This is a genomic window from Parabacteroides leei (genome assembly GCF_023369805.1).
Classification (GTDB): Bacteria; Bacteroidota; Bacteroidia; order Bacteroidales; family Tannerellaceae; genus Parabacteroides; species Parabacteroides leei.
The window spans coordinates 1-26,102 of record NZ_JAMBQG010000003.1 but is presented as its reverse complement, the minus strand read 5'-3'; the positions used below and the strand labels follow the sequence as shown (position 1 = coordinate 26,102).

Here is a 26,102-nt window from a genome sequence, read left to right as displayed (position 1 = left end):
TTTCTTTTAGTTTTTGAAATGAAGAGTGAATGTGGTTCCTTTGCCCGGTTGGCTTTTTACGGTGACCGATCCTCCATGTTTCGACATCATATCTTTTACATAATATAATCCCAGTCCGAACCCTTTTACGTTATGCAGGTTGCCACTGGGTACGCGGTAAAACTTGTCGAATATTTGTTGCTGGTTTGCCTCGCTGATACCGATGCCGTTGTCCGTAACGGATACACGGATCTCATTCGACAGCTTTTCAGCACTGATGAAAATTTCAGCCGGATTATCTCCGGAGTATTTTACAGCATTGTCGATCAGGTTGCCCAGTATATTATAGAAATGAGTCCGGTCGGCAAATACAGCAATTGCCTCCGGTATATTTGTCGTTATGTTGACAGGTTTACCGGCTTTCAGTTTATGCTGTTCAATGAGCGGAACGATTAACTCGGAGATAAGGATCGATTCCTGTTTCAGGCGGAAGGTATTGCGATTTTCCACGGAAAGAGTGAGTATTTGTTCTACGAGGCCGGTCAACTGTGTGAGCTGCTCGCGGACGATACTCAGGTATTTCTTTTGTTTTTCGCTGACGTTGGTGTCGTAATTGAGCAGAACGTCATTGGCTGCATAAGCAACGGAGATAGGTGTTTTCAACTCGTGTGTCATATTGTTGGTGAAGTCCGTCTTTAGTTCTTCCACCGTTTTCTGGCGAAGGATGGTATAAATCAGGTAAACAAATGCAATCAGGATCAGGATGACCAATAAGAAAGATGAAATAAGTATTCCTGACATTTGTTTGAAGACCAACTGGAAAGGTGTTTTTAACGTTAGTCGGTAATATACTTCCGGCTGTGTACCTTTGATCGGATAGGTAAATTCTAAGCCTTTGGTACTGAGCGTGTCGGCCGACCGGAATGTTATAACAGTCTCCGGCAGGCTGTCTTTTACCTGAACCACTTCCAGTTTATAAGGGACGGAAATATCGTGCTGTTTGAGTTCCTGAACCAGCAGACTGTCGAATAAAGCATAGTCGATCGGTTTCAGTGAATCGAGCTTCTCATGTAAGGCTCCCTGTATCTGACCTTCCATCGAGGTCAACAGGGCCAGGTATTCGTTGAGCGATTCTGCGGTTTCGTCATATTTGAATGGGTTCTTATCTGCTTTTACAGAGAAGGTATCCATTAATCCGTTTCGGGAAATTTCTTCTGTGCTGTCTTTTGAAATTTTGAACTTTGAAGTGATGGTTCCCGGGCTTTTATTCTCTGTCAGCGAATCCATTCGGATGAAAAGTTCCTTATAATCGGCCATACGCATGGCATCCTGTATATTCCCGTTTACTTGCTCCCAGGTGGAATCGTAGAGCCCTTTCAACCAATACCCCTGTGAAAACAATAACGCTGCCAGCGATAAACTTATCAAAGTGGCTATGATTTTGAAACTTAATTTAGTTTTCATATATTGTTCCTGATCTTTCAGACAAAAATAATGGATATGTTTGGGAGTTTGGGATTACGGTAAGACTAAATAACACTTTTAGGGAATATAACAAATATCGTTTATTCCAAAAAGTCCATTTTATTTTATAGCTTTGCGCCTTATTTCCTATAAGATAGCCAGATGTCGATATTAAGATACCTTTTCATATTGTCAGCCTGTTCGCTGATCACTTCTGAATTACAAGCTCAGTTTCTGGATTATGGTGCGGATCCGGCCCGGTTTAAATGGAATGTGGCGAAGTTGCCGCACTACAATCTTATTTATCCCCAGGGTAACGATTCGATGGCTTACCGGTATGCTTTGTATCTTGAAAATGTATATCCGCGCGTTAAGAAGACGATAGGGGAACCGATGAAGATCAAATTTCCGGTTATTCTCCATCCCGGCAGTATGTCGTCGAACGGATTGGTTTCGTGGGCGCCGCGCCGTATGGAGTTGATTACGACTCCTTCGTCGAAACTGGATGCGCAAAGCTGGGACAAGCATCTGGTGTTGCATGAATCGCGCCATGTGATCCAGATGGGAAAGCTGATGCATGGTATCTTCCGGCCATTGTATTATATAATAGGAGAGCAGGCGGCAGGTGTGGCCGCCTTCTTTTTACCGACCTGGTTTCTGGAAGGGGATGCGGTAAGTACCGAAACGGCCATGTCGAATGCCGGGCGGGGACGGTTGCCGGAATTTAATATGACCTATCGTGCCCAGATGCTGGGAGATGGCAAATTGTTTTCGTTTGACAAGTTACTACTCGGTTCTTATAAAGATTATACCGGCGATTATTATGCGTTGGGGTACGATCTGACCTCTTATGCCCGTTACCGTTATGGCAGTGATATCTGGGATAAGACGACGAGTCGCTATGTCTCTGTTCCGTTTCTTTTTTCGAGTGCCTTCAAACATCATACGGGGATCAGTATAGATAGGCATTATAAGGAGACATTCGATTACCTGCGGGATGAATGGAAGAAGCAGGATACGGCTGTACTTGTTCCCTCTTATCTTTCTCCGGCAAAAGATAAATATACCTCTTACCGGTATCCCCAGTTATTGAACGACTCTTCTGTTATTGCAGTCAAATCCGGTTTGGAGGATCTGAACTCTTTGGTCTTACTGACAAATGGAAAAGAAAAACGTCTGAGCTATATCGGACGTATCAACAGTCGTCTTAACCTTCGTAACGGACAGGTTTTCTGGACTGAGATTGTACCGGGGCTTCGCTGGACACATGAGAATTATTCGGTATTGAAACGTTATGATCCGGCAACCGGACGCATTACGACTCTCACTCCGCGTCAACGTTATCTGGCTCCTGCTATCGATGAAGCAGGAAAGACGGCTGCCGTTTCCCGTTTTACTATGGCCGGGAAGAGTGAACTTGTACTGGTCGATCTGGAAAATGGAAAAGAACGGGTCTGTTTCGATGTACCCGACAATGCTTTTATCAAAGAGTTGACGTTCGGAGAAGATGGGAATGTGGTCGCCATAGCTGTCAGCGATGCCGGAATGGGGATTCTACAATTGAATACTCAAACTGGTGATTGGACTGAATTGATAGAGACTACTTCTGCCAATATTACTGCTCCGGTCTGGAATAAAGGACGTTTGTTCTTTGAATCCGGTGTTTCCGGTACGAATAATATTTATAGCCTGAATCCTTCGGACAGTCTGGCTTATCGTTTGACCTCTTCCCGGTTCGGTGCTTTCGACCCGGCTTTCAATCCGCAAGGGGACCGTTTATTCTTTTCGGATTATCAGGCAAAGGGATACCGGGTGGCTTCCCTGTCGACAGATAGTTTATTGGCAGAGGCCACGGATTTAGGCCAGCCGTATCGTTTCCCTTTAGCAGAGACATTGGTTGAACAGGAACAGTTCAATCTGGATTCGGCCCGGTTGGATTCGATCGACTTCAATCCTGTACCTTACCGGAAAGGATTGCATACGTTTAAAATACATAGCTGGGCTCCGTTCTATTATGATGTGGCCGAGGCGATGAATAGTGGAGCCGATGATCTGGCTACCATCGTAAAGCCCGGTGTCATGGTCTTATCGCAGAATTCGTTGAATACGGCTATCATGCAGGCCGGTTGGTATTATAAAAAAGGGTATCATCACGGTAGGATGGCTTTTACCTATAAAGGTTGGTTTCCTGTGTTCGACCTGGCTCTCGATTATGGAGAGAAAGCATTCGATATGAGCTGGACTAAGAATGAGGAAGGGAAAGAGGTGACCCAATTGCAATACACCCATCGTAACCAGTTGGAAGCCGATGTCCGCGTTTATCTGCCTTTTAACCTGACAAGGAATCACTATACACGTGGTATCCAGCCTTCTCTTACCTATTATTATACCAATAATAAATACCAGCAGTTCGAGAGCAGGAAGTTCAGAAATTTCCAGTATATCTTACCGGAGTTACGGTTTTATAATTACCGGCAGCTGGCACAACGTGATATTTTGCCTCGCTGGGGATATCAGGTTCGTTTGCAGTATCTGCATTCTCCCTTCAATACGGAGAATTATGGGGATTTGTATGCAGCACGTCTGACGACTTATTGGCCGGGAATTATTCGCAATCATGGTTTGATGCTTCGTCTCGGTTATCAATATCAGACATTGGATGGAAAGTCGTTGTATCTTCCCAAACGTTTATTGGATGAAACCCGAGGGTATAATTATTTGTATCAGACCCGCCAGCAATGGGCGCTCAAAGCTGATTATGCCTTTTCGATCTTTTCACCCGATTTGAGTCTGGGACAATTCGTTTATATCCGTCGTTTGAGGGCGAATCTCTTTTATGACCTGACTCGTAACCAGGCCCGTAAAGCCGGGGGATGGGCTACCCAAAGCTCGTATGGTACCGACCTGATATTCGACTGGAATCTCCTTCGTATGACTTTCCCTTTGACTACGGGTGTGCGTCTGATACAGCCAATTAACTATGGCAAATTCCAGGCAGAGATGTTGTTCTCGATTAGTTTCTAATGCGGAGTAACAACTGTAATTGCTACCCGTGTTCAAATGTCACAGCTACATTTCGTCCCATATAGTATCAGTAAACAAGGTTATACAATCTGTAATTTGGGTTGTAAAAGTGATAGAAGTATCCCGTATTTTTGTAATCGATATACGAATACTGTATACAGAATAATCTGTAAGTTGGATATGGAAAAGGAAAATACATTGGATTTCAAGACCGTATATGATTGTAACTGTTGTCTGGATTGCAAAACGCTGCATCCGCAGGTGAGTCTTATCAATCTGGAGAACCCGTCGCTGGAACAGGATACCGTCAAGTTTGAGTTTTATGCTATCCTTCTGATAGAGAATTGCCCTGACGATTGTTCATGTTGCGGACGGAAATACTATGATTATTCCAATGCAACAATGGTATTTCTTACCCCCGGTGAAATATTCCGTATGAGTGAGGAGAAAACCCTGCCCGGCAAAGGCTACCTATTGGTTTTTCACCCGGACTTGCTGTTTCAGACCACACTGAAGAATCACATAGGGAATTACACTTTCTTCCATTATCGCAAGGAAGAAGCATTGCATCTGTCGCAGCGTGAAACGGAAAAAGTCACTTGCTGTCTGTGGAATATAGAAGAAGAACTGCATCACTCGATCGATATGCATAGCAGTACTATCCTTTCCCGGCACATTGAATTGTTGCTGGACTATTGTACCCGTTACTACGAACGTCAGTTTATCACCCGTGAGAACAAGAATAAGACTATACTGGAAAAAATGGAGCGGTTGCTCGATGACTATATAAGCTCCGGCAAATTACAAAACGGTAAACTGCCCGCACCCGACTATCTTGCGAAGAGACTCAATCTTTCCGCATCCTATTTCAATGACCTGCTGAAATTTGAAACGGGCAAGACGCTGGAACAGTATTTTGAATTCAAACGGTTGGAAGTTGCTAAACGGATGTTACTGAAATCCGATGCCACACCTGCCAGCATAGCCTGTCAACTGGGTTATCCGAATGTGCAGTATTTCAGTCTTATATTCAAGAAAATAACGGGTGTTGCACCCAGCGATTACCGTTATTCGCAAAACTGAAGAATGTTTATCTTTTTGATTAGAAATTGTTTTGAATTTATTATTTGATTCTACTTTAGGAAAAGGTGAACCCAAATGACAGGTTTTGTAGGGGTGGGGTTTGCCCACCCTTTGCGACAATAATATAACAACCTGTGAAGAAGGGCGGGTAGACCCCGCCCCTACGGCCGAACCTGCCTGTTCCATTGTGACGGCGCCTGTAAGGGCGGTTCGCGAACCGCCCCTACCAACGACACTACATTCATATCTGTCAAGAAATGAATCAAACAATAAATTCAAAACAGTTTCTTATGCTCTTGACGGAGTGTGGTTTCTCGTCTAATTGACTATATTTGCATCTTGATTATAAGAAACAAGTTAAAAACCATTAATCAGAAAACAATGAAATTCAGTAATGTAAGATTATTAGTAAAAGACTTCGCTAAATGTTTCAGATTCTACACCGAACAGCTTGGATTAGAACCAGCCTGGGGAGATGAAAATAGCGGATATGCCAATTTTAAAGTGGCCGACGGAATAGAAGGATTCGCCCTTTTTGTATCCGACTGGATGGCACCATCGGTAGGCAATACCGATAAACAGCAGCCTGTTGCGATGCGTGAAAAATCAATGATCTCTTTCAGTGTAGATAACGTAGACGAAACCTTTGCCTCTCTAAAAGCAAAAGGTGTGACGTTTATCAGTGAGCCTACGGATATGCCCGATTGGGGAATGCGTACCTTGTACCTGCGTGATCCCGAAGAAAATCTTATAGAACTCTTTACCCCTCTGGCAGTGGAGCAATTTAGCCAGGAACTCCTCGAAGAGGATAAGAAATTTCAATAAAAGATGTTGCCAAAAAGAAACGGCTTATGCAAGTGAGCCGGACAGATGACATTTAATGAACCCTATAGTGATGCCGCTATGGGGTTCATGCATTTAAATTTACCAGTAATTTGGGTTAGATAATCAGTGATTTATATACTTTTATATTGGATACTATTCTGTAATTTTGTGTCATAACAATAAAAATAAGAATTGCATATGACAATAATGAAAGTGAAAGGTATGATTATGGTAGTGATCATGATGTTATGTATCCCCATAAATGCACAGACGCAAAGTGATAAGACGTTGGTTGCTTATTTTTCGGCAACAGGAACAACGGAGAAAGCAGCTAAGTTGATTGTAGAAGTTACAGGTGGAACGCTCTACGAAATACAGCCTGAAAAAGAATATGTAGCTGCTGACCTGGATTGGCATGACAAGTCCTCGCGTAGCAGTGTGGAGATGTCAGATGCCAAATCACGCCCTGCATTGAATTCCAAACCTGAGAATTTAGCAGATTACGATACCATTTATATAGGTTTCCCTATTTGGTGGAATTCTGTTCCGAGAATCATCAATACTTTTATTGAGAGCAATGATTTCGCAGGCAAGACGATTATTCCGTTTGCAACGTCGGGGAGCAGCAGTATTTCTAATGCAGAAAAAGAGTTGCAGGAAACCTATCCTGATCTGAAATGGCAGAAGGGCCGACTTTTGAATGGTGCGACAAAGGAAGATATTAAGAAATGGACTAAAAAATAAATTATTATGAGAAAGAATTTTGGGGCAAAGCCCTTTACTTATCCGCAACCGGTGTTTATTATCGCAGCTTATGATGAAAACGGTATTCCCAATGCAATGAATGCCGCCTGGGGTGGTATCAGCGAAATGCATGAAATTAGTATTTGTATCAGTGAGGGACATAAAACAACTGCAAATATTTTGAAGCGTAAGGCTTTTACCGTAAGTATGGCAGAAGTCGGGCAGGTGGTTGCCTGTGATTACGTGGGGATTGTTTCCGGTAATAAAGTTTCGGATAAATTTGCCCGTGCGGGTTTTCATGCTACCCATTCGGAGTTTGTGGATGCACCGTTGATTGATGAATTGTCTGTAGTATTGGAATGTAAATTGAAGGACTATAACCCTGAAACCTGTATTTTGCGAGGTGAAATAATAAACGTAAGCGTAGATGAGCGTGTTCTCGACGAAAACGGTAAAGTGGATGTATCCAAAGTGTCTCCCATTATATTCGACCCGTTCAATAACGATTACCTGGAAGTCGGTAAAAAAGTCGGTAATGCTTTTTCGGATGGTAAGAAATTGAAATAGGGAATGGCAATAATGGAAGCTTGTCCCTTATTACAGGATTACAGGATGTCCCTTTACATTGGATGGTAAGACTAAATAACACTTCATAAGCCAACGGTAACACAGTTTCTCATTGCAACTCCTTTCCTTTGCAATGAGAAACAAATAAAATCGATGGATATGAAACGAATACTTTACTACATGATGTTTTTGTTGGTTACCGGTAATGGGATGTTGATCGCTCAAAATACGATTCACGGAAAGGTAACCGATACGGATGATATTCCGGTAGATGGCGTAGCTGTCGTACTTCAGACATTGGATTCCGTTTATGTGGATGCTGTGGTGACCGATAGTCTCGGACAGTTTAACCTGAACCGGGCAGCTGATCAGACTTACCGGCTTCTCTTCCAACATCTCTTATACGAACCTTTCCAACAAGAGATTTCACAGGCGGATGCCGAAACGATTCGTCTGACAGCTAAAGATTATGAGCTGGACGGAGTGGTGGTAAAAGCCGAACGCCCGAAGGTCAAAGTGGAGAACGGCGCATTGAAGTATGATGTTCCGCAACTGATGAAAGATAAATCAGTGAGTAATGCTTTTGAGGCTGTAAAACAATTACCCGGTATTATCGGCGGTACAGACGAAATTCAATTGCTGGGAGCGGGGGCTCCGAGAATTATCCTGAACGGACAGTTGACGACGATGTCGGCAGACCAGTTGATCACGATGTTGAAGAGTATTCCTTCTTCGCGGGTAAAAAATGTAGAGGTTATGTATAATGCCCCTGCAAAATACAATATTAAAGGAGCTGTTATTAACGTTATATTAGATAAGGGATCGACAGAAGAAACGACTTTACAAGGCGAAGCAGGCGTTGATTATCTACAGAAACATTTTGCAACAGGTAAGGCACATGCAAACCTCTTGTATTCTACTTCTAACCTGACTGTCGATTTTCTGGTAAACGGAGAGAAAGGACGATATTTCGAAGGGGAAAATATTATGGCAAGACATACCCTGGAGAATAGTGTGACGGAAGTTTATCAGTCAGGCCGTGGCAATGGCCGTATAAACAGTGGAGACATGCGGTTAGGCGTAGACTATAAATTGAAGAACGAAGATATGTTATCTGCTGCATATACTCTGGGCGGCAATAATATAAAAAAGAATCGTGTAGCAGAAACTTCTTTTTCTGTACTGCAGGATGCGGAGACGAGTGACCAACGTTTCAGCCGGACTACCGGAGAGGATAAAGTAACTTTACATAATATCCGTATGCAATATGACGGTCATACGGGTATAACTGCCGGAATGGATTTTACGCGTTATAGTTCTCCGTCTTTCCAGAACTTTAGGGAAAACCGCGGACAAGAAACGTTGACGGATATGCAGAATAATTCTAAACAGAATATTTCACAATGGGCACTATTTACCAACCATACACACACTTTTGCCACCGGATGGACACTGAACTACGGTGTCCACGGTGGATACACTTCCTCGAAAACTTATATCGATTATCTATATAATAAAGGTTATGGGTATGAACCAGATCCGGATTTACTGGAAAATAATACGCAAAAGGAATACACGGGTAATCTCTTTGCGGAAATGTCTAAGGATTTCGGAGAGCATTTTTCGGCAACCGCTTCATTGAAAGGAGAGTATTTCAGGTCGGATTATAATTCAAACGGAAGTAAATCGACTCTTTGGAATGACTGGACATTTTTTCCGAATGCTTCTTTGAGTTATGTTTTTACACCGCAACATATTTTGCAGTTAAACGTGAACAGCGACAAAACCTATCCTTCTTATTGGGAAATAACACCGCAGATAACACCTATAAACTCTTATTCTGTCGTGATGGGTAATCCGGCTTTGAAGCCTTATCGTTCGTATGAAGGGCAATTCCTCTATATTCTGAAACAGAAGTATACCTTTATGGTTTTCGCGCAGTACGAACCGGATTACTTTGCGCAGTTACCGTATCAAAGTTCTACGGAACTGAAAAATGTGTTCCGTTATGAGAATATGGATTATAATTTGATGGCTGGAATAGGGGCTGTTATTCCGTTCCGTATCGGTGAGTTCATGAATAGCCAGTTTACGGCACAGGGAATCAGGATGCGTCAGAAACTGGATCATTTTAATGATATTTCTTTTGATAACAGTAAATATCTGGGACAATTCTTTCTGAATAATACGTTCACGCTTTCCAAATCGCGTCCGAACCTGAAACTGGATTTAAATGGTTATTATATAACAGGAGCAGTGCAGGGTATCTACGATCTGGGTTCCGTTTATAATGTTTCAGCCGGTTTGAAATGGCAGTTTGCCAATGATAAGGCGACGGTTCTCCTGAAGTGCGATAATATCTTCCGGAGCAATCTTCCGAAAAAGGTAGAGATCAATCAGGCAAACCAATATAGTCGTATGACGAAGATTGACGATACACGTTGTGTGACGGTTTCCTTTATCTGGAAGTTCGGGGGGTATAAGAGCAAACAACATGATAAGGTGGATACTTCCCGGTTCGGAAAATAATAGGAATAGTTTGATTAATATTCCGGTGTCTAATGAATATTCATAGTTCTGTATTTTAAGCTTTGTGTAAAATGTGATTGATTTTAGTATTTATTTTATAGTTTTGTAAGTGAATAAATTAGAACCATTTTAATCTTATGCAAATGACAGGCTTGAAGGCATCTCTCTTATTATTTATTTTTCTTTCTTGTTTTTCCTGTAAAAATAGAAATACCGGAAATACATTGGAGGGAGAAGGGCAATCTACGTTGTCAGTATCTGTTCCGGACTTCAATTCAGATAGTGCTTATACTTATGTGGTAGCTCAGGTTGATTTTGGACCACGTGTTCCGAATACGGAAGCACATCTGCATTGTGGAGATTATCTGGTGGATGCCCTGAAACGTTTTGGAGCAGCCGTGCATGTACAGGAAGCAAAACTTACTGCATATAATAGAGACCGTCTGAATGCGCGTAACATAATTGGTTCATATAATCTGGAAAACTCCCGGCGAATACTTCTTTTTGCCCATTGGGATACCCGCCCGTATGCAGATCACGATCCTGATCCTGCTAAATGGCGTGTACCTATTGACGGTGCGGACGACGGAGCCAGTGGAGTAGGTGTCTTGTTGGAGATTTGTCGTCAGTTGGGTATGAGTAATCCGGATGTCGGTATTGATGTCATATTTTTCGATGCGGAAGATTATGGTACACCCCGTTTTATAACAGCTAATAGTCCGAAAGAAAGCTGGTGCCTGGGGTCGCAATATTGGGCTGCTAATCCTCACGTAATAAATTATCGAGCGGAATATGGTATCTTGCTGGATATGGTAGGTAGTCGTAATGCGTCATTCTTTAAAGAAATGACATCTATGGAATCGGCTCCTCAGATAGTGGAAAAGGTTTGGGGGGCGGCACGTGATCTCGGATATGGTAAGTTCTTTATTAATGAAGAAGGTGGTGGTGTACTGGATGATCATACCTTTGTTATAGAAGGACGTAATATACCGTGTATCGATATTATAAATAATGATCCGGAAAGCTCTCACAGCTTTGGCTCTTACTGGCATACACATGCTGATAATCTGGATAATATAGATCGCAATACATTGAAGGCGGTTGGTCAGACTGTTCTTGAGGTGGTTTATAAAGCAGGAGAAAAGTAATAAAAAGCGTAGATCGATAAATTCCGGTCTACGCTTTTTATTTTATCTGGGCACGATTTCAAAAGGAACCCTGATTGATACGCCCTGTTTCATCAGATTCATCAAATTGGGATACATCCGTTCTTTGAACGAATCCCAGCTGCGATACTCCATTTGCGTCCATCCGGCTTCTGCCAGAGCCAGCCCACGCGGATAAGTCATATAAGTTACCCGGTTGATATCTTTTATCGCTTCTCCCCATAATGTGCCGGAGATACCCAGGATATGTGCCTGTTGTGCTGCCGGAAGTCCGTAACCCGGATCGAACTGATAACAGGTTTCCAGTGTGGTAACAGGCATTCCCCAGTTATTGAATTCCGGAAGATCTCCTTTGAACTGAGGATAATCCAGGTAAGTGTATTCACCCGGAGCCATGATCAGCGGGTTGCCGTGTTTGGCTGTCAGTTCGATACATTTAGGAGTAAGTCCGGCACGCCAGGTGACCAGTGTAACATCTTTCGGATAGTCGAACAGATACTCGTTAGCCGGCATGCGAATATTGTCCAGTTCGCACCACAGCATAGGCTCCTTGCCATATTTGCGTACGGAAGCCAGTATCTTATCGAAGAAATAGTTCATAAGCTGAGATTCTTTTGTATATCCCAATTGTTTCATTAACGATTGGCAATGATCGCATTTGGTCCAGTTCTTTTCAATAACAGCCTCGTCACCGCCCAAATGAATTTTGGATGACGGGAATATAGCTGCTATTTCCTTGATAATATCATCGTAAACGGAATATACTTTCTCATTGTTGGCACAGAGCATCAGATCGACTGTCTTGCCCATTTCTTTCTGAATGGTATCCGTGTGTGTACAGCCCAGTTCCGGATAAGTCGCCAGTACGGCTACCGTATGGCCGGGAATATCCAATTCCGGTATGATCTCTATATTCCGGTCGGCAGCGTAACGGACCAGCTCTTTTAATTGTTCCTGCGTATAAAAACCGTTATCCGGTCCGTTCGGACCTGTTTTCGGATTACGGAAAGCACCGATCTCTGTCAGTCCCGGGTGTGCCTTTATTTCGACACGCCAGCCCTGATCGTCTGTCAGGTGTAATTGCAGGATGTTGTATTTGTATTTTGCCATCTGGTCGATGTAAAATTTAACATCTTCAAGAGGCAGGAAATGGCGTGCCGGATCGAGCATTAAGGCACGGTAACCGTAGCGGGGTTCATCGTCGATACGGATAGGAGCGATCTGTTTATTCGCCGTATTGCATACATCGCCCAGTAATATCTGGTCCAGCGTCTTCAATCCGTAGAAAAGAGCTTTCTGTGTACTTCCTTTGATGGAAAGTTTGCTTTCCGAAATCTCGATCATGTAATGTTCTTCTCCTTTTATAGCAGAGTCTGTCCAAAGTTCGATCACGGAGTTTCCGCTTGCCTGAAAGCCTCCCATAATAGTGCTTTGCCTGACTCTGTCTCTCAATATACGTTGTAGTTCGAACAAACAGAATGCCTGCTTGGGCAAATTTGTTTTCACTACTGTTTGCGGAGTGACTGTAAAGTTCTTTTTGCCTGTTACCTGCTCGATATGGTTCGGCAAAGGCAATAAAGCCGAAGTGTTGCTCTGTCCGAATGACAAAGTTGCTGTTAATAGAAACAGAGAAATGAGTTTGAGTTTTTTAGTACTTAAGATCATAGATGTTAGATTTATTATTTTGTTGATTTCCTTCGAGGCAAAGATACATATCTGGTTGAATAAAAGAAACGCTTAGAAACAGATAAGGACAGATAGGAACAGATAATGGCGGATAAAAGCAGTTTGTGGACTTAAATTCGGAGTTTTTTTGTTTACATTTCTTAGTATTTGTCGTGTTATACGCATTATATTCGCGTTATTTGTTGATATATGGCTGTTAACAGCATGTTTGTATAGGGGCTCTATTTGCTGTTATCACATTCCTCTTTAATATAATAAGAAGTATTTATATATAAAGATTATATAATATAGGGATTTTCTGTTTTTTTTGAAAACTGACGGAACTAATCCTGATTCTTCCGTTTTCACGACATAGGTGTTTTGTTCGCAAACCATATATGTTTTGATGATAAAACACCTATGTTTCGATGAGTGGGGTTTTGTGCCATTAGCCCGAATACGGAATAAATTAGTCATTCAACTTTATTTTACCTTTTAAACTAAATAAGTCTCAAAAATGTTTTTAACTTAGAAGCGATAATCATTAAATCGAAATGATCATGGGAGCAAAGAAGAATTTTGTATTAGATACGAATGTTATCTTGCATGACTACAAGTGTATCGAAAATTTTCAGGAGAATGATATCTATCTTCCTATCGTCGTGTTGGAAGAGTTGGATAAGTTTAAAAAGGGGAGCGACCAGATTAATTATAACGCCCGTGAATTTGTACGCGAGCTGGATCTGATAACCAGCAATGATCTCTTCCTGAAGGGTGCTTCGTTGGGAGCAGGCTTAGGAACATTACATGTGGTAACCGGCGATAAATATCAGGAAAAGATTGCATTGTCTTTCCCGGACAAGACACCGGATCACCGGATTTTATCCTGTACACTTTCCGTTGCGGAAAAGAATCCGAAAGTACAGACTATCCTGGTAACGAAGGATGTCAATCTTCGTATGAAAGCCCGTGCTTTGGGTATTCAGGTGGAAGACTATATCACCGATAAAGTGGTCAATGTCGATATCTTTGAACGGGCACAGGATACCTATGAAAATATTGATCCTGACCTGATCGACAAGATCTATTCGACACCGGACGGACTCGATGCGGATCTGTTTGAATTCAAGTCGAAACTGGAGCCGAACGAATGCTTTATATTAAAGAGTATACGCGCTTCTGTTTTAGCTCGTTATAATCCGTTTACAGGAAAGATAAAGAAGGTGGAAAAGAGTTCGAATTATGGGATACAACCCCGTAATGCGGAGCAGAGTTTCGCCTTTGAAATTTTGAATGATCCGGATGTTAAGCTGGTTGGACTGACTGGTAAAGCCGGAACCGGAAAGACGTTGCTGGCCCTGGCTGCTGCCCTTAAACAGGCCGGGTTATACAAACAGATATTGCTGGCCCGTCCGATCGTTGCATTGGCCAATAAGGATATCGGATTCCTGCCGGGTGACGAGAAACAGAAAGTGGCTCCTTATATGCAGCCTTTGTTCGATAACCTGAATGTAATTAAGAACCAGTTTGCTCCGGGAAGCCAGGATGTTCGTAAGATAGACGATCTGCAGAAGAATAACCAGTTGGTTATTGAGGCTTTGGCTTTTATCCGTGGCCGTAGTTTGTCAGAAACATTCTGTATCATTGATGAAGCACAGAACCTGACACCGCACGAGATCAAGACGATCATCACCCGTGCCGGAGAAGGAACGAAAATGGTCTTTACCGGTGATATCCAGCAGATCGACTCGCCGTATCTGGATGCCCAGAGTAATGGTCTGGCCTATATGGTGGATAAGATGAAAGGACAGGAGTTGTTTGCCCATATCAATCTGATCAAAGGCGAACGAAGCCAGTTGTCGGAATTAGCTTCCGATCTGTTATAAATCGGTGGTTGTAATATTATAAAAATAGAAGGTATCCGTTTTGGGATACCTTCTATTTTTATGAAGCCCTCAGCTTTGCAGGTAGGTCTTGATGGATCTATTTAACTCTACGACTAAAAAAATATTCGAAACAAATGTTCATTATACTGGATAATGAGAGGTTTTTTGATTGATGTATTATCAATGTAAGAAGATTGTATGCTGCTTGATTGAAATTCTATCCTTGCTATCCTGTAGGTTTGTTTCTGGCTTAAACTAAGGACAGATAACTAGTCAGAACATCCATAATAATTTTGTATCTTGATACGCTGAATTATAGCAGTTTTACTATCTTTGCAATAATGGAACATAAAATACTGAAGTATGAGCTATGATATAAAAGACAAACTGGAATGGACGGTTATCTTCGTTTTGGAGTTCGGACGGAAGTATGGACTGACGATGAAGCAGGCATTTAATTACTTGAGCCGTTTCAAAGGAATTGACTTTATAGATCGTCATTATGGGTATGTACACACACAGTCATTTGCTTCAATGGTAGATGATATAGCAGAATATTGCCATCGGCACGGAGGAGCATTGATATGAAACTATATCATGGCACAAACAAGGATTTTGACAAGATAGACTTGTTGAAATCGAAACCCAACAAGGACTTCGGGCGTGGCTTTTATCTTTCGGAAGAATGGGCTAAGTTTATCCTTCTGAACCGTAACAATTCTACAGATTTACCTGTGCACGAATATGATGTGGTGATTGGTCCAATTGCCAATGACCGGGTAGGAGTACAGTTATGGAAGTATGAGAATCGTTCGATAGATTTACCTACGCTGGTACGTAACCTACAATACATGAAGGGTGTAACCATACAATATTTCTTCGGTACGGAACGTGCCATAAAATTATTGCAACGATTATGAGCGAAAAGATGGATATGAAAGCAGATATGGTAAAGAACCTGGCCTTATTGTTAATCGAGCAAAATAATGAATTAACAATGGAACAGGCTCTTTCCGATGTATTTAATTCGGACACCTATCAGAGAGTGATGGATGAGAGAACTCATCTCTATTACCAAAGCCCAAAATATGTCTTTGCCTTTTTGGATGAAGAGTTAAAAAAGGGAAAACTTTCATGATGAAGGATGTTTTATTTTAAACATTGCACTTTATCAGGAAATCTATTTATTATCCATTTCTTTATAAGCCTCGATCAATTTTTTGATCACAACAGCCTCCGATATATCCTGTTGGTATGTTTCCGGCTTATAATAACTTTCCAGAAAACGATCGGCACCTGACCATACGGTTTCGATAATACCCTGGAAACGGTTACTCATTTGAGAGCCGGATTGCAGACGGAAACGTTTCATGTCGTCCAGTTGTTTGAGGGCAACTTCCGGTTTACGCCAGGGGCAGGTGGCAACGTCGAATCCCTTCATGGCAAAATATACGGCAGTCTGTTCCGGACGCTCGTAATGCCAATCGCATATGAAAACCTCTTTGGGGATAAGGTCTATTGCACGGTAGGTGTTATTCATACTGGCTTCCCAGGCACCGATACCGGTTGTTTTTCCATCGATCAGCCGGTCGCCCCAAATCATTAACCGCTTGCCTTGCTGTGCCAGATGATTTTGTATTTTAGTCACTTCTCCTGCATATAATTCGGCTTTATCCCGACCGCTGCAACGGGGACATTTATCATTGCCGATATAGAAAACTTCATCCATGCCGGCATGAAACAGATTTGTTTCGAAAGCGTCTGTCAGTTCATCGACCAGAGCAAATACAACTTTATGAACATCGGGGTGGAGCGGACAATAGCTTTTGCAGTATAAGCCATCCGGATTAGGCCATCCGGTATAGTTATTAGTGTCTACATGAGGCGTTTCATCGAATTCCGGGTACACCCGAAGCAGGGCATAAGTTGTTTCTGCCCATGACTGATGACCGAGCAAATTTATTTGTGGAGCTATCCGTATGTTATGTTTCCGGCAGGTGGTGACAATCCGTTTTACATCCTGAAGCGTAAGTGGGTTGGGATCGCTTAATTCCGGATGCGATTTGTAGTCGTAATTCCAGTCTACCCTCAGAATAAGCAGATTGAAATGTCCGGGAGCCAGTTCTTCTTCTATAAATTTCAGGAAAAGATCTATCTTCTGTACGGAAGGTGCAGCTATTGCCAGACCTCGGGTGGGTATAATGCTGTCTAGCGGGACTGTGCCCGTTTGAGCCAAAATACTATTGCTTGTCATACAGACCAGAAGGCATAAAATGGCGATGAAGTGTTTCATGGTATTTAAGTATTAAATTTGCTGGTACGAATATAATCAAATAAATTGGATTTCAAGCCTTTTTCCCCTAATAAATGAAGTGTTGTATAAAGTTGATATTCATAGAGATATAATAACTCAAAAAAAGACCGGTCTTTTGATTTTAAAAGTCCAGTCTTTTATTTTTTTAAGTCTTGTCTTTACTTTTGTAAAGTCCTATGCTTTTTTCAGAGAGGATATTTTCTTGAATTTTTTATCATCCTCCCTTTGTATTTATTATATATAATATTAATTCTATATTAAAGAGAGCTGCAACCACCGCTGTAGTCATTACTGATCGTAACTCTATTATAGATCTTGTAAATCAATATTTTTTGCATAGTTACTTTCACGGGACTTTGGGTGGGACACTTCGGATGATAAATAATTAACGAATAAAAGTGATAATTTGTAAGCTCTATAGACTTACAGATTATTAGTTGTCCACCTCCATCCGCATAATGTAATCATTCATATAATACCCATTACCGATATGGAAATCGCGTGTTGCATGTTCATGGAACCCCATGTGCTTGTAGAAACCGACAGCAGGGTTTTCGCGGTTCACATTCAGCTCGACAGTAAACGGTCCTGGATGGATACTTTTCAGGTAAGCAATGCCCTGTTCGATAATAAAACGTCCGATACCCGAACCATGCAAAGAGGGGAGTGAATAGATTTTCTGGAACTCGTACAGGTCTTTTTCAACCGTTTCGATAGAGAGATAACCCGAAGGCTCGCCGTCTTTGTAGATAATGAAGAACTCGTGATGAAGTTCATCCATTTGATTGAGAATACTTTCCGGGGCATACATCATCTCGAACATGTAGTCGAGTTGCTCGCGGGAGAGGATAGAACCATAAGTCGGCTCCCATATTTGAGATGCCAAGTTTCTGATTAACAGGATATCATCTGTTGTCGTTTTTCTAATTGAGAACATATTATGTGAATTTTAGACGAGCAAAATTAAAAATTAAATTATAGTGTTTTATTTTTTAGCTTGATTTTACATTTATTTCAATGTTTATTCACAGAAAAGAATAACTTTGTAGGCGTTTAATATTAGGGAAAAATACAATTTAATAAATATATATAGACATGGATACAAAGATTCAGGAACTGACCGACAAGATCTACAAAGAAGGAGTAGAGAAGGGGAATGAAGAAGCTGGACGGATCATTGCCGATGCGAATGCTCAGAAACAAGCGATTGTTAGCGAGGCGGAAGCAGAAGCAAAACGTATTGTTGCAGCAGCACAAAAACAGGCTGCCGAACTGAAAAAGAATACAGAAGCCGAACTGAAGTTATTCGCTACCCAGGCTGTAGAAGCGCTGAAGAGCGAAGTGGTAAACCTTATAACCGGAAAGATTACTTCCTCGAATGTGAAAGCGATCGTTTCTGACACTGCGTTTATGCAGAAGGTGATCCTTGAAATGGCTAAAGAGTGGGCTAAGAAAGAAGCTATCACTATCCAGACAGCCGATGCGGATGCATTAACCAAATATTTTGAAGCAAACGCCAAATCGTTGCTCGACGGTGGCGTGAAAATAGAAAAAGTAAGCGGAAAGAAAGCCGATTTCACCATTGTTCCTGCCGACGGTTCCTATAAAGTAAGCTTCGGGGAAGACGAGTTTGTTGCATTCTTTAAAGAATTCCTGCGTCCCGGGCTGGTAGAAATGTTGTTCTGATATGAGTAAATACTACTGTCTGATTGCCGGACTCCCTAATATATCATTGGATGATAGTAAGCTGACCTATTCCGTTTCTGAGTTCAGAAAGGAGTTGGACGGTATTCTTACGTCCCGTGATAAGAAGCTGGTAGACTTGTTTTTCCTCAAATTCGATAATAAGAACCTGCTTAGTTTCTCACAGCGTCCGGACAGTGACCCGGATGAAAAGGGAAGTATAACATACGACGAGTACAAAAGTCTGTTCGATGCTTGGAAGGATGGCGAAAAGCCGCCTAAGAACAAACTGATTCCTCCTTATTTCATAGAGTTCTTCAAACAGTATCTGGATAGCCAGAAGAAAGAGGAAAAGCAAACGATCTCCTGGGAAGACCGTCTGGCAGCCCTTTATTACGACTATGCGATGAAATGCAGCAACGGTTTCATCCGTAACTGGTTTGAACTGAACCTCAATATCAATAACATGCTGACCGCCATAACCTGCCGCAAGTATGGATTTGATAAAGCAGAATATATAGTGGGAAACAACGAGGTAGCCGAGGCTATCCGTACTTCCAATGCCCGTGATTTCGGACTGGGGGATACGGTAGACTATCTGCCCGATCTGCAACGCATTGCTGAAGAGCCCGACCTGATGGCCCGCGAAAAGAAAGTGGATTTGCTGAAATGGAAATGGCTGGACGATAATACGTTCTTCAAAACTTTCGATATCGAAAGCGTGTTCGCCTACTTGCTGAAACTGGAAATGATCGAGCGCTGGGTTACTTTGGATAGAGTGACAGGCGAGAAGACTTTCCGTGAAATAGTAGGAGCAATGAAGAAGGGAAGTGAGAATGCGTTGGAAGAATTTAAAAGAAACAATAATAAATAATTATGGCTACGAAAGGAATTGTAAGGGGAATCGTATCCAACCTGGTAACCGTAGAGGTGGATGGGCCGGTTTCTCAAAATGAAATCTGTTACATTTCCGTAGGAGGCGTCAAGCTGATGGCGGAGGTTATTAAAGTAATAGGAAAAGATGCCTTTGTACAGGTATTTGAAAGTACACGTGGGATGCGTGTAGGTGACGAAGCCGAGTTTGAAGGGCACATGCTTGAAGTTACATTGGGGCCGGGTATGCTATCGCGTAACTACGACGGTTTGCAGAATGACCTGGATAAAATGGACGGCGTGTTCCTGAAACGTGGTGAATATACATTTGCACTCGATAACGATAAATTGTGGGATTACAAGCCGCTGGCGAAAGTGGGCGATGCAGTAACGGCCGGTGACTGGTTGGGCGAAGTGGATGAAAACTTCCAGCCTCACAAGATCATGGTCCCTTTCACGTTTAAAGGCACTTATACCGTAAAGAGCCTGGTGGAAGCCGGACAATATACCATCAACCAGACAATCGCCGTATTGACAGACGAAGATGGTAAGGATATCGATATAAATATGATACAGCGCTGGCCGGTAAAGAGAGCCATCACTTGTTATAAAGAAAAACCGCGTCCATATAAATTGCTGGAAACGGGTGTCCGTACAATCGATACGGTAAACCCGATCGTTGAAGGTGGTACAGGATTTATCCCCGGCCCCTTCGGTACAGGAAAGACAGTGCTTCAGCACGCTATCTCCAAACAGGCGGAAGCCGATATCGTGATCATCGCTGCCTGCGGTGAACGTGCGAATGAGGTAGTGGAAATCTTTACCGAGTTCCCTGAACTGATCGACCCGCATACAGGACGTAAATTGATGGAACGTACCATCATTATCGCCAATACTTCAAACATGCCTGTGGCAGCCCGTGAAGCATCCGTATATACGGCGATGACTTTGGCTGAATATTACCGTAGCATGGGACTGAAGGTATTGTTGATGGCGGACTCTACTTCCCGTTGGGCACAGGCTTTGCGTGAGATGTCTAACCGTCTGGAAGAACTTCCGGGACCCGATGCGTTCCCGATGGACTTGTCTGCGATCGTGGCAAACTTCTATGCCCGTGCAGGTTTCGTTCATTTGAATAATGGGGCGACAGGTTCGGTAACCTTTATCGGTACGGTATCACCCGCCGGTGGTAACCTGAAAGAACCGGTAACGGAAAATACGAAGAAGGTAGCCCGTTGTTTCTACGCTTTGGAGCAGGAACGTGCCGACCGTAAACGTTATCCGGCCGTAAACCCGATCGACAGTTATTCGAAATATCTGGAATATCCCGAATTCCAGGAATATATCGCCAAACATATCTCTCCGGAATGGATCGACAAGGTGAACGAGATCAAGACCCGTATGTTGCGTGGAAAGGAAATCGCCGAACAGATCAACATCCTGGGTGACGACGGTGTACCTGTAGAATACCATATTACTTTCTGGAAATCGGAATTGATCGACTTCGTGATCCTGCAACAGGATGCATTCGATGCGATCGATGCCGTGACACCGCTGGCCCGTCAGGAATTTATGCTGGACAAGGTGGTGAAGATCTGTCATGCGGAATTCCGTTTCGACACCTTCCTCGAAGTAATGGAATATTTCAAAAAGATGATCAACATCTTCAAGCAGATGAACTATTCCGAATACGAAAGCGATCAGTTTAAGAAGTTCAACGATCAACTCGACGCCCTGCTCGCAGAGCGTATGGAAAAATAAAAGAATGTATGGCAACAAAAGCATTTCAAAAAATATATACGAAGATTACCCAGATCACGAAAGCTACCTGTTCGCTGAAGGCAACGGGAGTTGGGTATGACGAGCTGGCTTCCGTAGACGGCAAGCTGGCACAGGTGGTAAAGATCATCGGCGACGAGGTTACGCTACAGGTGTTCTCCGGTACGGAAGGTATCCGTACGAATGCCGAGGTGGTATTCATGGGCAAAGCGCCTACGCTGAAAGTGGGTGACCAGTTGGCCGGACGTTTCTTCAATGCGTATGGCGACCCGATCGATGGTGGTCCGATCCCGGAAGGAACGGAAGTGGAAATCGGTGGTCCGTCTGTAAACCCGGTTCGCCGTAAACAGCCATCTGAACTGATTGCTACGGGTATTGCCGGTATCGACCTGAACAACACACTGGTTACCGGACAGAAGATCCCGTTCTTCGCCGACCCTGACCAGCCGTTCAACCAGGTTATGGCGATGGTAGCCCTGCGTGCCCAATCGGATAAGATTATCCTGGGTGGTATGGGTATGACCAACGACGACTACCTGTTCTTTAAAAATACATTTAGTAACGCCGGTGCACTCGACCGTATCGTGAGCTTCATCAATACAACCGAAGACCCGTCCGTAGAACGTATCCTTATTCCGGATATGGCGCTTTGTGCGGCTGAATACTTCGCCGTACAGAAGAATGAAAAGGTGCTGGTGTTGTTGACCGACATGACCAACTACGCGGATGCTTTGGCGATCGTATCGAACCGTATGGACCAGATCCCGTCGAAAGACTCTATGCCGGGTTCGCTTTATTCCGATTTGGCAAAGATCTACGAAAAGGCGGTACAGTTCCCGGCAGGTGGTTCCATTACCATTATTGCGGTAACGACTTTGTCCGGTGGCGATATCACACACGCCGTGCCTGATAATACCGGTTATATCACCGAAGGCCAGTTGTATCTGCGCCGTGATAGCGATGTCGGTAAAGTAATCGTCGACCCGTTCCGAAGCTTGTCACGTTTGAAACAGCTGGTAACAGGAAAGAAGACACGCGAAGATCACCCGCAGGTGATGAATGCTGCCGTTCGTCTGTATGCCGATGCTGCCAATGCAAAGACAAAGATGGAGAATGGTTTCGACCTGACGGACTACGACAACCGTACACTCTCTTTTGCAAAGGATTATTCGGAAAAGCTGCTGGCTATCGACGTAAACCTCGACACAACCGAAATGCTCGACGTGGCATGGGGCTTGTTCGGCGAATACTTCAAACCGGCGGAAGTGAATATCAAGCAGGAGTTGGTAGACAAATACTGGAAAAAGTAAGAACGGTCCGCAAAACCGTTCCATTCGGATGAAAAAAGAATTTCTCTCGGAAGAAACCGGAATTCCATCCGAAAGGAATTAAAAAACGATATAATATGGCAATAAAGTTTCAATATAATAAAACCTCTCTTCAGCAATTGGAAAAGCAGCTGAAGATGCGCGAACGTTCCCTGCCTACGATTAAAAGCAAGGAAAGTGCATTGCGTATCGAAGTGAAGCGGACTAAGGATGAAGTGACGAAATTGGAACTTCAGCTGGAAAAAGAGATTCAGAGCTATGAGAACATGGTGGCTTTGTGGAACGAGTTCTCTCCCGAACTGATTGCGGTGAAGGATGTGACACTCTCTACGAAGAAGATTGCCGGTGTAATCGTTCCTGTATTGGACGAGATTCAGTTTGAGATCGGACATTACAGTCTCTTTAATTCCCCTGCCTGGTTTACCGATGGTGTCGAGCTGCTGAAAAAGCTGGCGCGTACCGGGATAGAAGCCGAGTTTTCGGGAATGAAGCTGGAGTTATTGGAGCATGCCAGGAAGAAGACCACTCAGAAGGTGAACCTCTTTGAGAAGGTACAGATCCCCGGCTATAAAGATGCGATCCGTAAGGTGAAACGATTTATGGAAGACGAAGAAAGTCTTTCCAAGTCGTCACAGAAGATCATGCGGGCTAACCAGGAAAAGCGTAAAGCAAAAGAACAAAAAGAGGAGGCTGGCGTATGATAGTAAAAATGAGTAAATATGCCTTTATGGTATATCACAGGGAGTATGATTCGTTCCTGACACAATTGCGCGAACTGGGTGTCGTGCATGTGAAAGAGGGCAAGTCTATTCTCGATAATGCAGAACTTCAGGATATTCTGGCTATACGTAAGCGTGTCAACTTGTTAATGCGCTTTTTCAAGAACCTGAATTCAGGAACGAAGGACCTTCAGTTGGCTCCGGCCCGTGAACTGGATAAGAAAGCGGGACTGAAGTTGATCCAGAAGATCGAAGAATTGCAGGATAAGAAAGTGCAGCTTCAATCTGTCAAGGCATCCCTTGAAAAGGATATTGCCTATATGGAAATCTGGGGTGATTTCAGTTGGGCTAATTTCAACCGCCTGAAGAAGGCTGGATATGATATTACGTTCTGGACTTGCCCGACGGCTAAATATGAACCGAAATGGGGTGATGAGTACAATGCAATATTGATCAATAACTTCCAGTCGGTTACTTATTTCCTTACAATCACGAAAGTCGGTACGACGATCGACATAGATGCGGAACGTCCGAAGATGCCGGACAGAGGCTTACAGAAACTAAATGCACGTCTCGACCTGTTAAAGCAGGAAATGAAGGTATTGGATGCTGAAATGAAAAAGCTGGCAGCGTCTGATTATAATACGCTCGATTTGTTTGACAAGAATTTGCAGAATGAGTTCAATCTGTCGAATGTGCTTGTGCAAACCGATCGTCAGGCAGGCGATAAGTTGATGTTGCTGGAAGGCTGGGTACCTACGGAGAAGGCTCCGGCTATGGAGGAAACGCTTGAAAAGGATGGTTACTTTTATCAGCCATTGGAAATAGAAGAGGGAGATAAAGTACCTATTCTGTTAAAGAATGGGAAGTTTGCCAAACTATACGAGCCGATCACAAAAATGTTCTCTCTGCCTAATTACGGAGAGTTCGATCCGACACCGTTCTTTGCTCCGTTCTTCATGTTATTCTTCGGACTTTGTTTCGGGGATGGTGGATACGGACTGTTAATGATTATTGCCTGTACGATCCTGAAACGGAAAGTTAATCCGGACTACAAACCTTATTTGAGTTTGTTCCAGTATCTTGGACTGGCGACATTGATCGTCGGAACTCTTACCGGTTCGTTTTTCGGTATCGCTTTGGTCGACATACCTGCTTTTGCTTCAGTGAAAGAGTATTTTGTTTCGAGCGACAATCTGATGACGTTCTCGATCGTAATCGGATTGGTACAGATCCTGTTCGGAAAGACGATCGCTGCACTGAAGATCATGTCACAGAAGGGCAAGAAATATGGTATTGCACCGTTGGCATGGGTATTCATTATCCTGGCATTATGTCTTGTTTTCGGTTTGCCGATGCTGGACGTACAGTTGCCGGAAGTGGTGAAAAATGTCTTCCTGGTGATAGCCGGACTGGGATTGCTCGTAGCCTTCCTTTACAATACACCGGGTAAGAATATCTTCCTGAACTTCGGTACAGGTCTGTGGAATACCTATAACATGGCTTCCGGACTGCTGGGTGATACATTATCTTATATCCGTCTGTTCGCGATCGGTCTGACCGGTGCGATCCTAGGTGGCGTATTCAATTCGCTGGCTGTGGATATGACGGAAGGTATGAACATCGTATTGCGTGTGATCTGTATGTTGCTGATCCTTTTGGTCGGCCATGCGATCAACATCGGTCTGTGTACCATCAGTTCACTGGTTCACCCGCTCCGTCTGATCTTCGTAGAGTATTACAAGAATGCAGAGTTCGAAGGTGGCGGTAAGGCTTACCAACCTTTCAAAAAAGCATAAACAAAACGTGATTTAAATAATAACAAAAAAATAATTAAACAAACAAATTTCATTATGGAACCAATTTTATTAGCTTATCTTGGTATTGCGTTGATGACAGGTTTAACCTTTATCGGCAGTAGTTATGGTGTAACAATCTGCGGTAACGCAGTAGTAGGAGCAATGAAGAAGAACCCGGATGCACTGGGTACTTACATCGCATTGAGTGCGTTGCCTTCTTCACAAGGTTTGTACGGATTCGTAGGTTATTTCATGATGCAGAAATTCCTGGTTGACAGCATTACGATGCTGAATGCAACAGCTATATTCGGTGCCGGTCTGGTATTAGGATTCGCTGGTTTATTCTCTTCTATCCGTCAGGCAGAAGTTTGTGCAAACGGTATTGCCGGTGTTGGTGCTGGTCATAACGTATTCGGCGCAACGATGGTAATGGCCGTATTCCCTGAGTTGTATGCAATCTTGGCTTTGCTGGTTGTTATCCTGATCGGCGGAACTCTTCCGGTATAATATTTAGTATTTAACATAGTAGTATCCCCTGTTTTATCGGTTGAAGTGACCCCGAAAAGTTGGACAAGTTATCTACTATATATTTTGATAAAGAGTTCGGTACTGCACCGGACTCTTTCCATTTAATCTGATTTTAATTCTTTTATTGTTATAATAGTCTATATATTC

General features: G+C 43.0%; 23 protein-coding genes. 18 read left to right on the top strand and 5 right to left on the bottom strand.

The genetic code is table 11. The features are described 5' to 3' along the window. Positions 1 to 6: 6 nt before the first annotated feature. A complete protein-coding gene (locus M1P97_RS05760) occupies positions 7 to 1,443 on the bottom strand; it encodes a sensor histidine kinase (RefSeq protein ID WP_249388623.1) in 1,437 nt (478 codons plus the stop codon). 162 nt (positions 1,444 to 1,605) lie between these two features. On the opposite strand from M1P97_RS05760, the gene M1P97_RS05755 reads away from it, so the two are divergent. From M1P97_RS05755 to M1P97_RS05725, 7 genes are all read left to right on the top strand, one after another. Continuing rightward, complete coding sequence (locus M1P97_RS05755; protein ID WP_249388622.1) at positions 1,606 to 4,467, top strand: TolB family protein; 2,862 nt, start codon at positions 1,606 to 1,608, stop codon at positions 4,465 to 4,467. A gap of 180 nt (positions 4,468 to 4,647) precedes the next feature. Next, positions 4,648 to 5,550 carry a helix-turn-helix domain-containing protein gene (locus tag M1P97_RS05750; RefSeq protein WP_249388621.1) on the top strand — a complete coding sequence of 301 codons (903 nt, stop codon included), beginning with the start codon at positions 4,648 to 4,650 and terminating at the stop codon, positions 5,548 to 5,550. Positions 5,551 to 5,931: 381 nt separating this feature from the next. After that, entirely contained in the window at positions 5,932 to 6,375 is a 444-nt protein-coding gene (locus M1P97_RS05745) for a VOC family protein (protein WP_249388620.1), read from the top strand. Between the two features lie 207 nt (positions 6,376 to 6,582). After that, complete coding sequence (locus M1P97_RS05740; RefSeq protein WP_195375073.1) at positions 6,583 to 7,119, top strand: flavodoxin; 537 nt, start codon at positions 6,583 to 6,585, stop codon at positions 7,117 to 7,119. Between the two features lie 6 nt (positions 7,120 to 7,125). Then, positions 7,126 to 7,686: a flavin reductase family protein gene (locus M1P97_RS05735; RefSeq protein WP_249388619.1), complete on the top strand. Its 561-nt coding sequence runs from the start codon at positions 7,126 to 7,128 to the stop codon at positions 7,684 to 7,686. Positions 7,687 to 7,845: 159 nt separating this feature from the next. Then, positions 7,846 to 10,215 carry an outer membrane beta-barrel family protein gene (locus tag M1P97_RS05730; RefSeq protein ID WP_249388618.1) on the top strand — a complete coding sequence of 790 codons (2,370 nt, stop codon included), beginning with the start codon at positions 7,846 to 7,848 and terminating at the stop codon, positions 10,213 to 10,215. A 143-nt stretch (positions 10,216 to 10,358) separates the two neighbouring features. Continuing rightward, entirely contained in the window at positions 10,359 to 11,363 is a 1,005-nt protein-coding gene (locus M1P97_RS05725; protein WP_249388617.1) for a M28 family peptidase, read from the top strand. Positions 11,364 to 11,405: 42 nt separating this feature from the next. Here the strand turns inward: M1P97_RS05725 and M1P97_RS05720 are convergent, their stop codons facing one another. Beyond that, the gene (locus tag M1P97_RS05720; RefSeq protein ID WP_249388616.1) at positions 11,406 to 13,046 is read right to left on the bottom strand and encodes a beta-N-acetylhexosaminidase; all 1,641 of its coding nucleotides are present in this window, start codon (positions 13,044 to 13,046) and stop codon (positions 11,406 to 11,408) included. 560 nt (positions 13,047 to 13,606) lie between these two features. Here M1P97_RS05720 and M1P97_RS05715 point away from each other — a divergent pair. The 4 genes from M1P97_RS05715 to M1P97_RS05700 all read left to right on the top strand — a co-directional run bounded on the left by M1P97_RS05715 (position 13,607) and on the right by M1P97_RS05700 (position 16,070). Next, positions 13,607 to 14,932: a PhoH family protein gene (locus tag M1P97_RS05715; protein ID WP_195375053.1), complete on the top strand. Its 1,326-nt coding sequence runs from the start codon at positions 13,607 to 13,609 to the stop codon at positions 14,930 to 14,932. Positions 14,933 to 15,295: 363 nt separating this feature from the next. After that, positions 15,296 to 15,520, top strand: a complete 225-nt coding sequence (locus M1P97_RS05710; protein ID WP_075557604.1) for a DUF3791 domain-containing protein — start codon at positions 15,296 to 15,298, stop codon at positions 15,518 to 15,520. Next, positions 15,517 to 15,852 (top strand): DUF3990 domain-containing protein, encoded by a 336-nt coding sequence (locus M1P97_RS05705; RefSeq protein ID WP_249388615.1) that lies wholly within the window; start codon positions 15,517 to 15,519, stop codon positions 15,850 to 15,852. The genes M1P97_RS05710 and M1P97_RS05705 overlap by 4 nt, the downstream gene beginning before the upstream one ends. Further along, positions 15,849 to 16,070, top strand: a complete 222-nt coding sequence (locus tag M1P97_RS05700) for a hypothetical protein (protein ID WP_249388614.1) — start codon at positions 15,849 to 15,851, stop codon at positions 16,068 to 16,070. Before M1P97_RS05705 ends, M1P97_RS05700 begins: the two co-directional genes overlap by 4 nt. Before the next feature lie 42 nt (positions 16,071 to 16,112). On the opposite strand, the gene M1P97_RS05695 is transcribed toward M1P97_RS05700, so the two are convergent. Together M1P97_RS05695 and M1P97_RS05690 are read right to left on the bottom strand one after the other, a co-directional pair. Next, positions 16,113 to 17,225 carry a family 20 glycosylhydrolase gene (locus M1P97_RS05695; protein ID WP_249388613.1) on the bottom strand — a complete coding sequence of 371 codons (1,113 nt, stop codon included), beginning with the start codon at positions 17,223 to 17,225 and terminating at the stop codon, positions 16,113 to 16,115. A 454-nt stretch (positions 17,226 to 17,679) separates the two neighbouring features. Further along, positions 17,680 to 18,183, bottom strand: a complete 504-nt coding sequence (locus M1P97_RS05690) for a GNAT family N-acetyltransferase (RefSeq protein ID WP_195375050.1) — start codon at positions 18,181 to 18,183, stop codon at positions 17,680 to 17,682. Between the two features lie 158 nt (positions 18,184 to 18,341). On the opposite strand from M1P97_RS05690, the gene M1P97_RS05685 reads away from it, so the two are divergent. The 7 genes from M1P97_RS05685 (at position 18,342) to M1P97_RS05655 (ending at position 25,934) form a co-directional block, all read left to right on the top strand. Next, positions 18,342 to 18,932 (top strand): hypothetical protein, encoded by a 591-nt coding sequence (locus M1P97_RS05685; protein WP_075557599.1) that lies wholly within the window; start codon positions 18,342 to 18,344, stop codon positions 18,930 to 18,932. 1 nt (position 18,933) lies between these two features. Beyond that, a complete protein-coding gene (locus M1P97_RS05680; protein ID WP_249388612.1) occupies positions 18,934 to 19,803 on the top strand; it encodes a DUF2764 domain-containing protein in 870 nt (289 codons plus the stop codon). 2 nt (positions 19,804 to 19,805) lie between these two features. Next, positions 19,806 to 21,563, top strand: a complete 1,758-nt coding sequence (locus M1P97_RS05675; protein WP_249388611.1) for a V-type ATP synthase subunit A — start codon at positions 19,806 to 19,808, stop codon at positions 21,561 to 21,563. A gap of 8 nt (positions 21,564 to 21,571) precedes the next feature. Continuing rightward, the gene (locus tag M1P97_RS05670; RefSeq protein ID WP_007656318.1) at positions 21,572 to 22,891 is read left to right on the top strand and encodes a V-type ATP synthase subunit B; all 1,320 of its coding nucleotides are present in this window, start codon (positions 21,572 to 21,574) and stop codon (positions 22,889 to 22,891) included. Positions 22,892 to 22,986: 95 nt separating this feature from the next. Then, a complete protein-coding gene (locus M1P97_RS05665; protein WP_075557595.1) occupies positions 22,987 to 23,610 on the top strand; it encodes a V-type ATP synthase subunit D in 624 nt (207 codons plus the stop codon). Then, on the top strand, positions 23,607 to 25,427 hold the full coding sequence (locus M1P97_RS05660; RefSeq protein WP_249388610.1) for a V-type ATP synthase subunit I: 1,821 nt from the start codon (positions 23,607 to 23,609) through the stop codon (positions 25,425 to 25,427). Before M1P97_RS05665 ends, M1P97_RS05660 begins: the two co-directional genes overlap by 4 nt. Before the next feature lie 54 nt (positions 25,428 to 25,481). Further along, positions 25,482 to 25,934, top strand: a complete 453-nt coding sequence (locus tag M1P97_RS05655; protein WP_005644070.1) for a hypothetical protein — start codon at positions 25,482 to 25,484, stop codon at positions 25,932 to 25,934. Between the two features lie 75 nt (positions 25,935 to 26,009). On the opposite strand, the gene M1P97_RS05650 is transcribed toward M1P97_RS05655, so the two are convergent. Then, a partial coding sequence (locus M1P97_RS05650; protein ID WP_249388746.1) for an IS3 family transposase occupies positions 26,010 to 26,102 on the bottom strand: 93 nt, incomplete at its 5' end.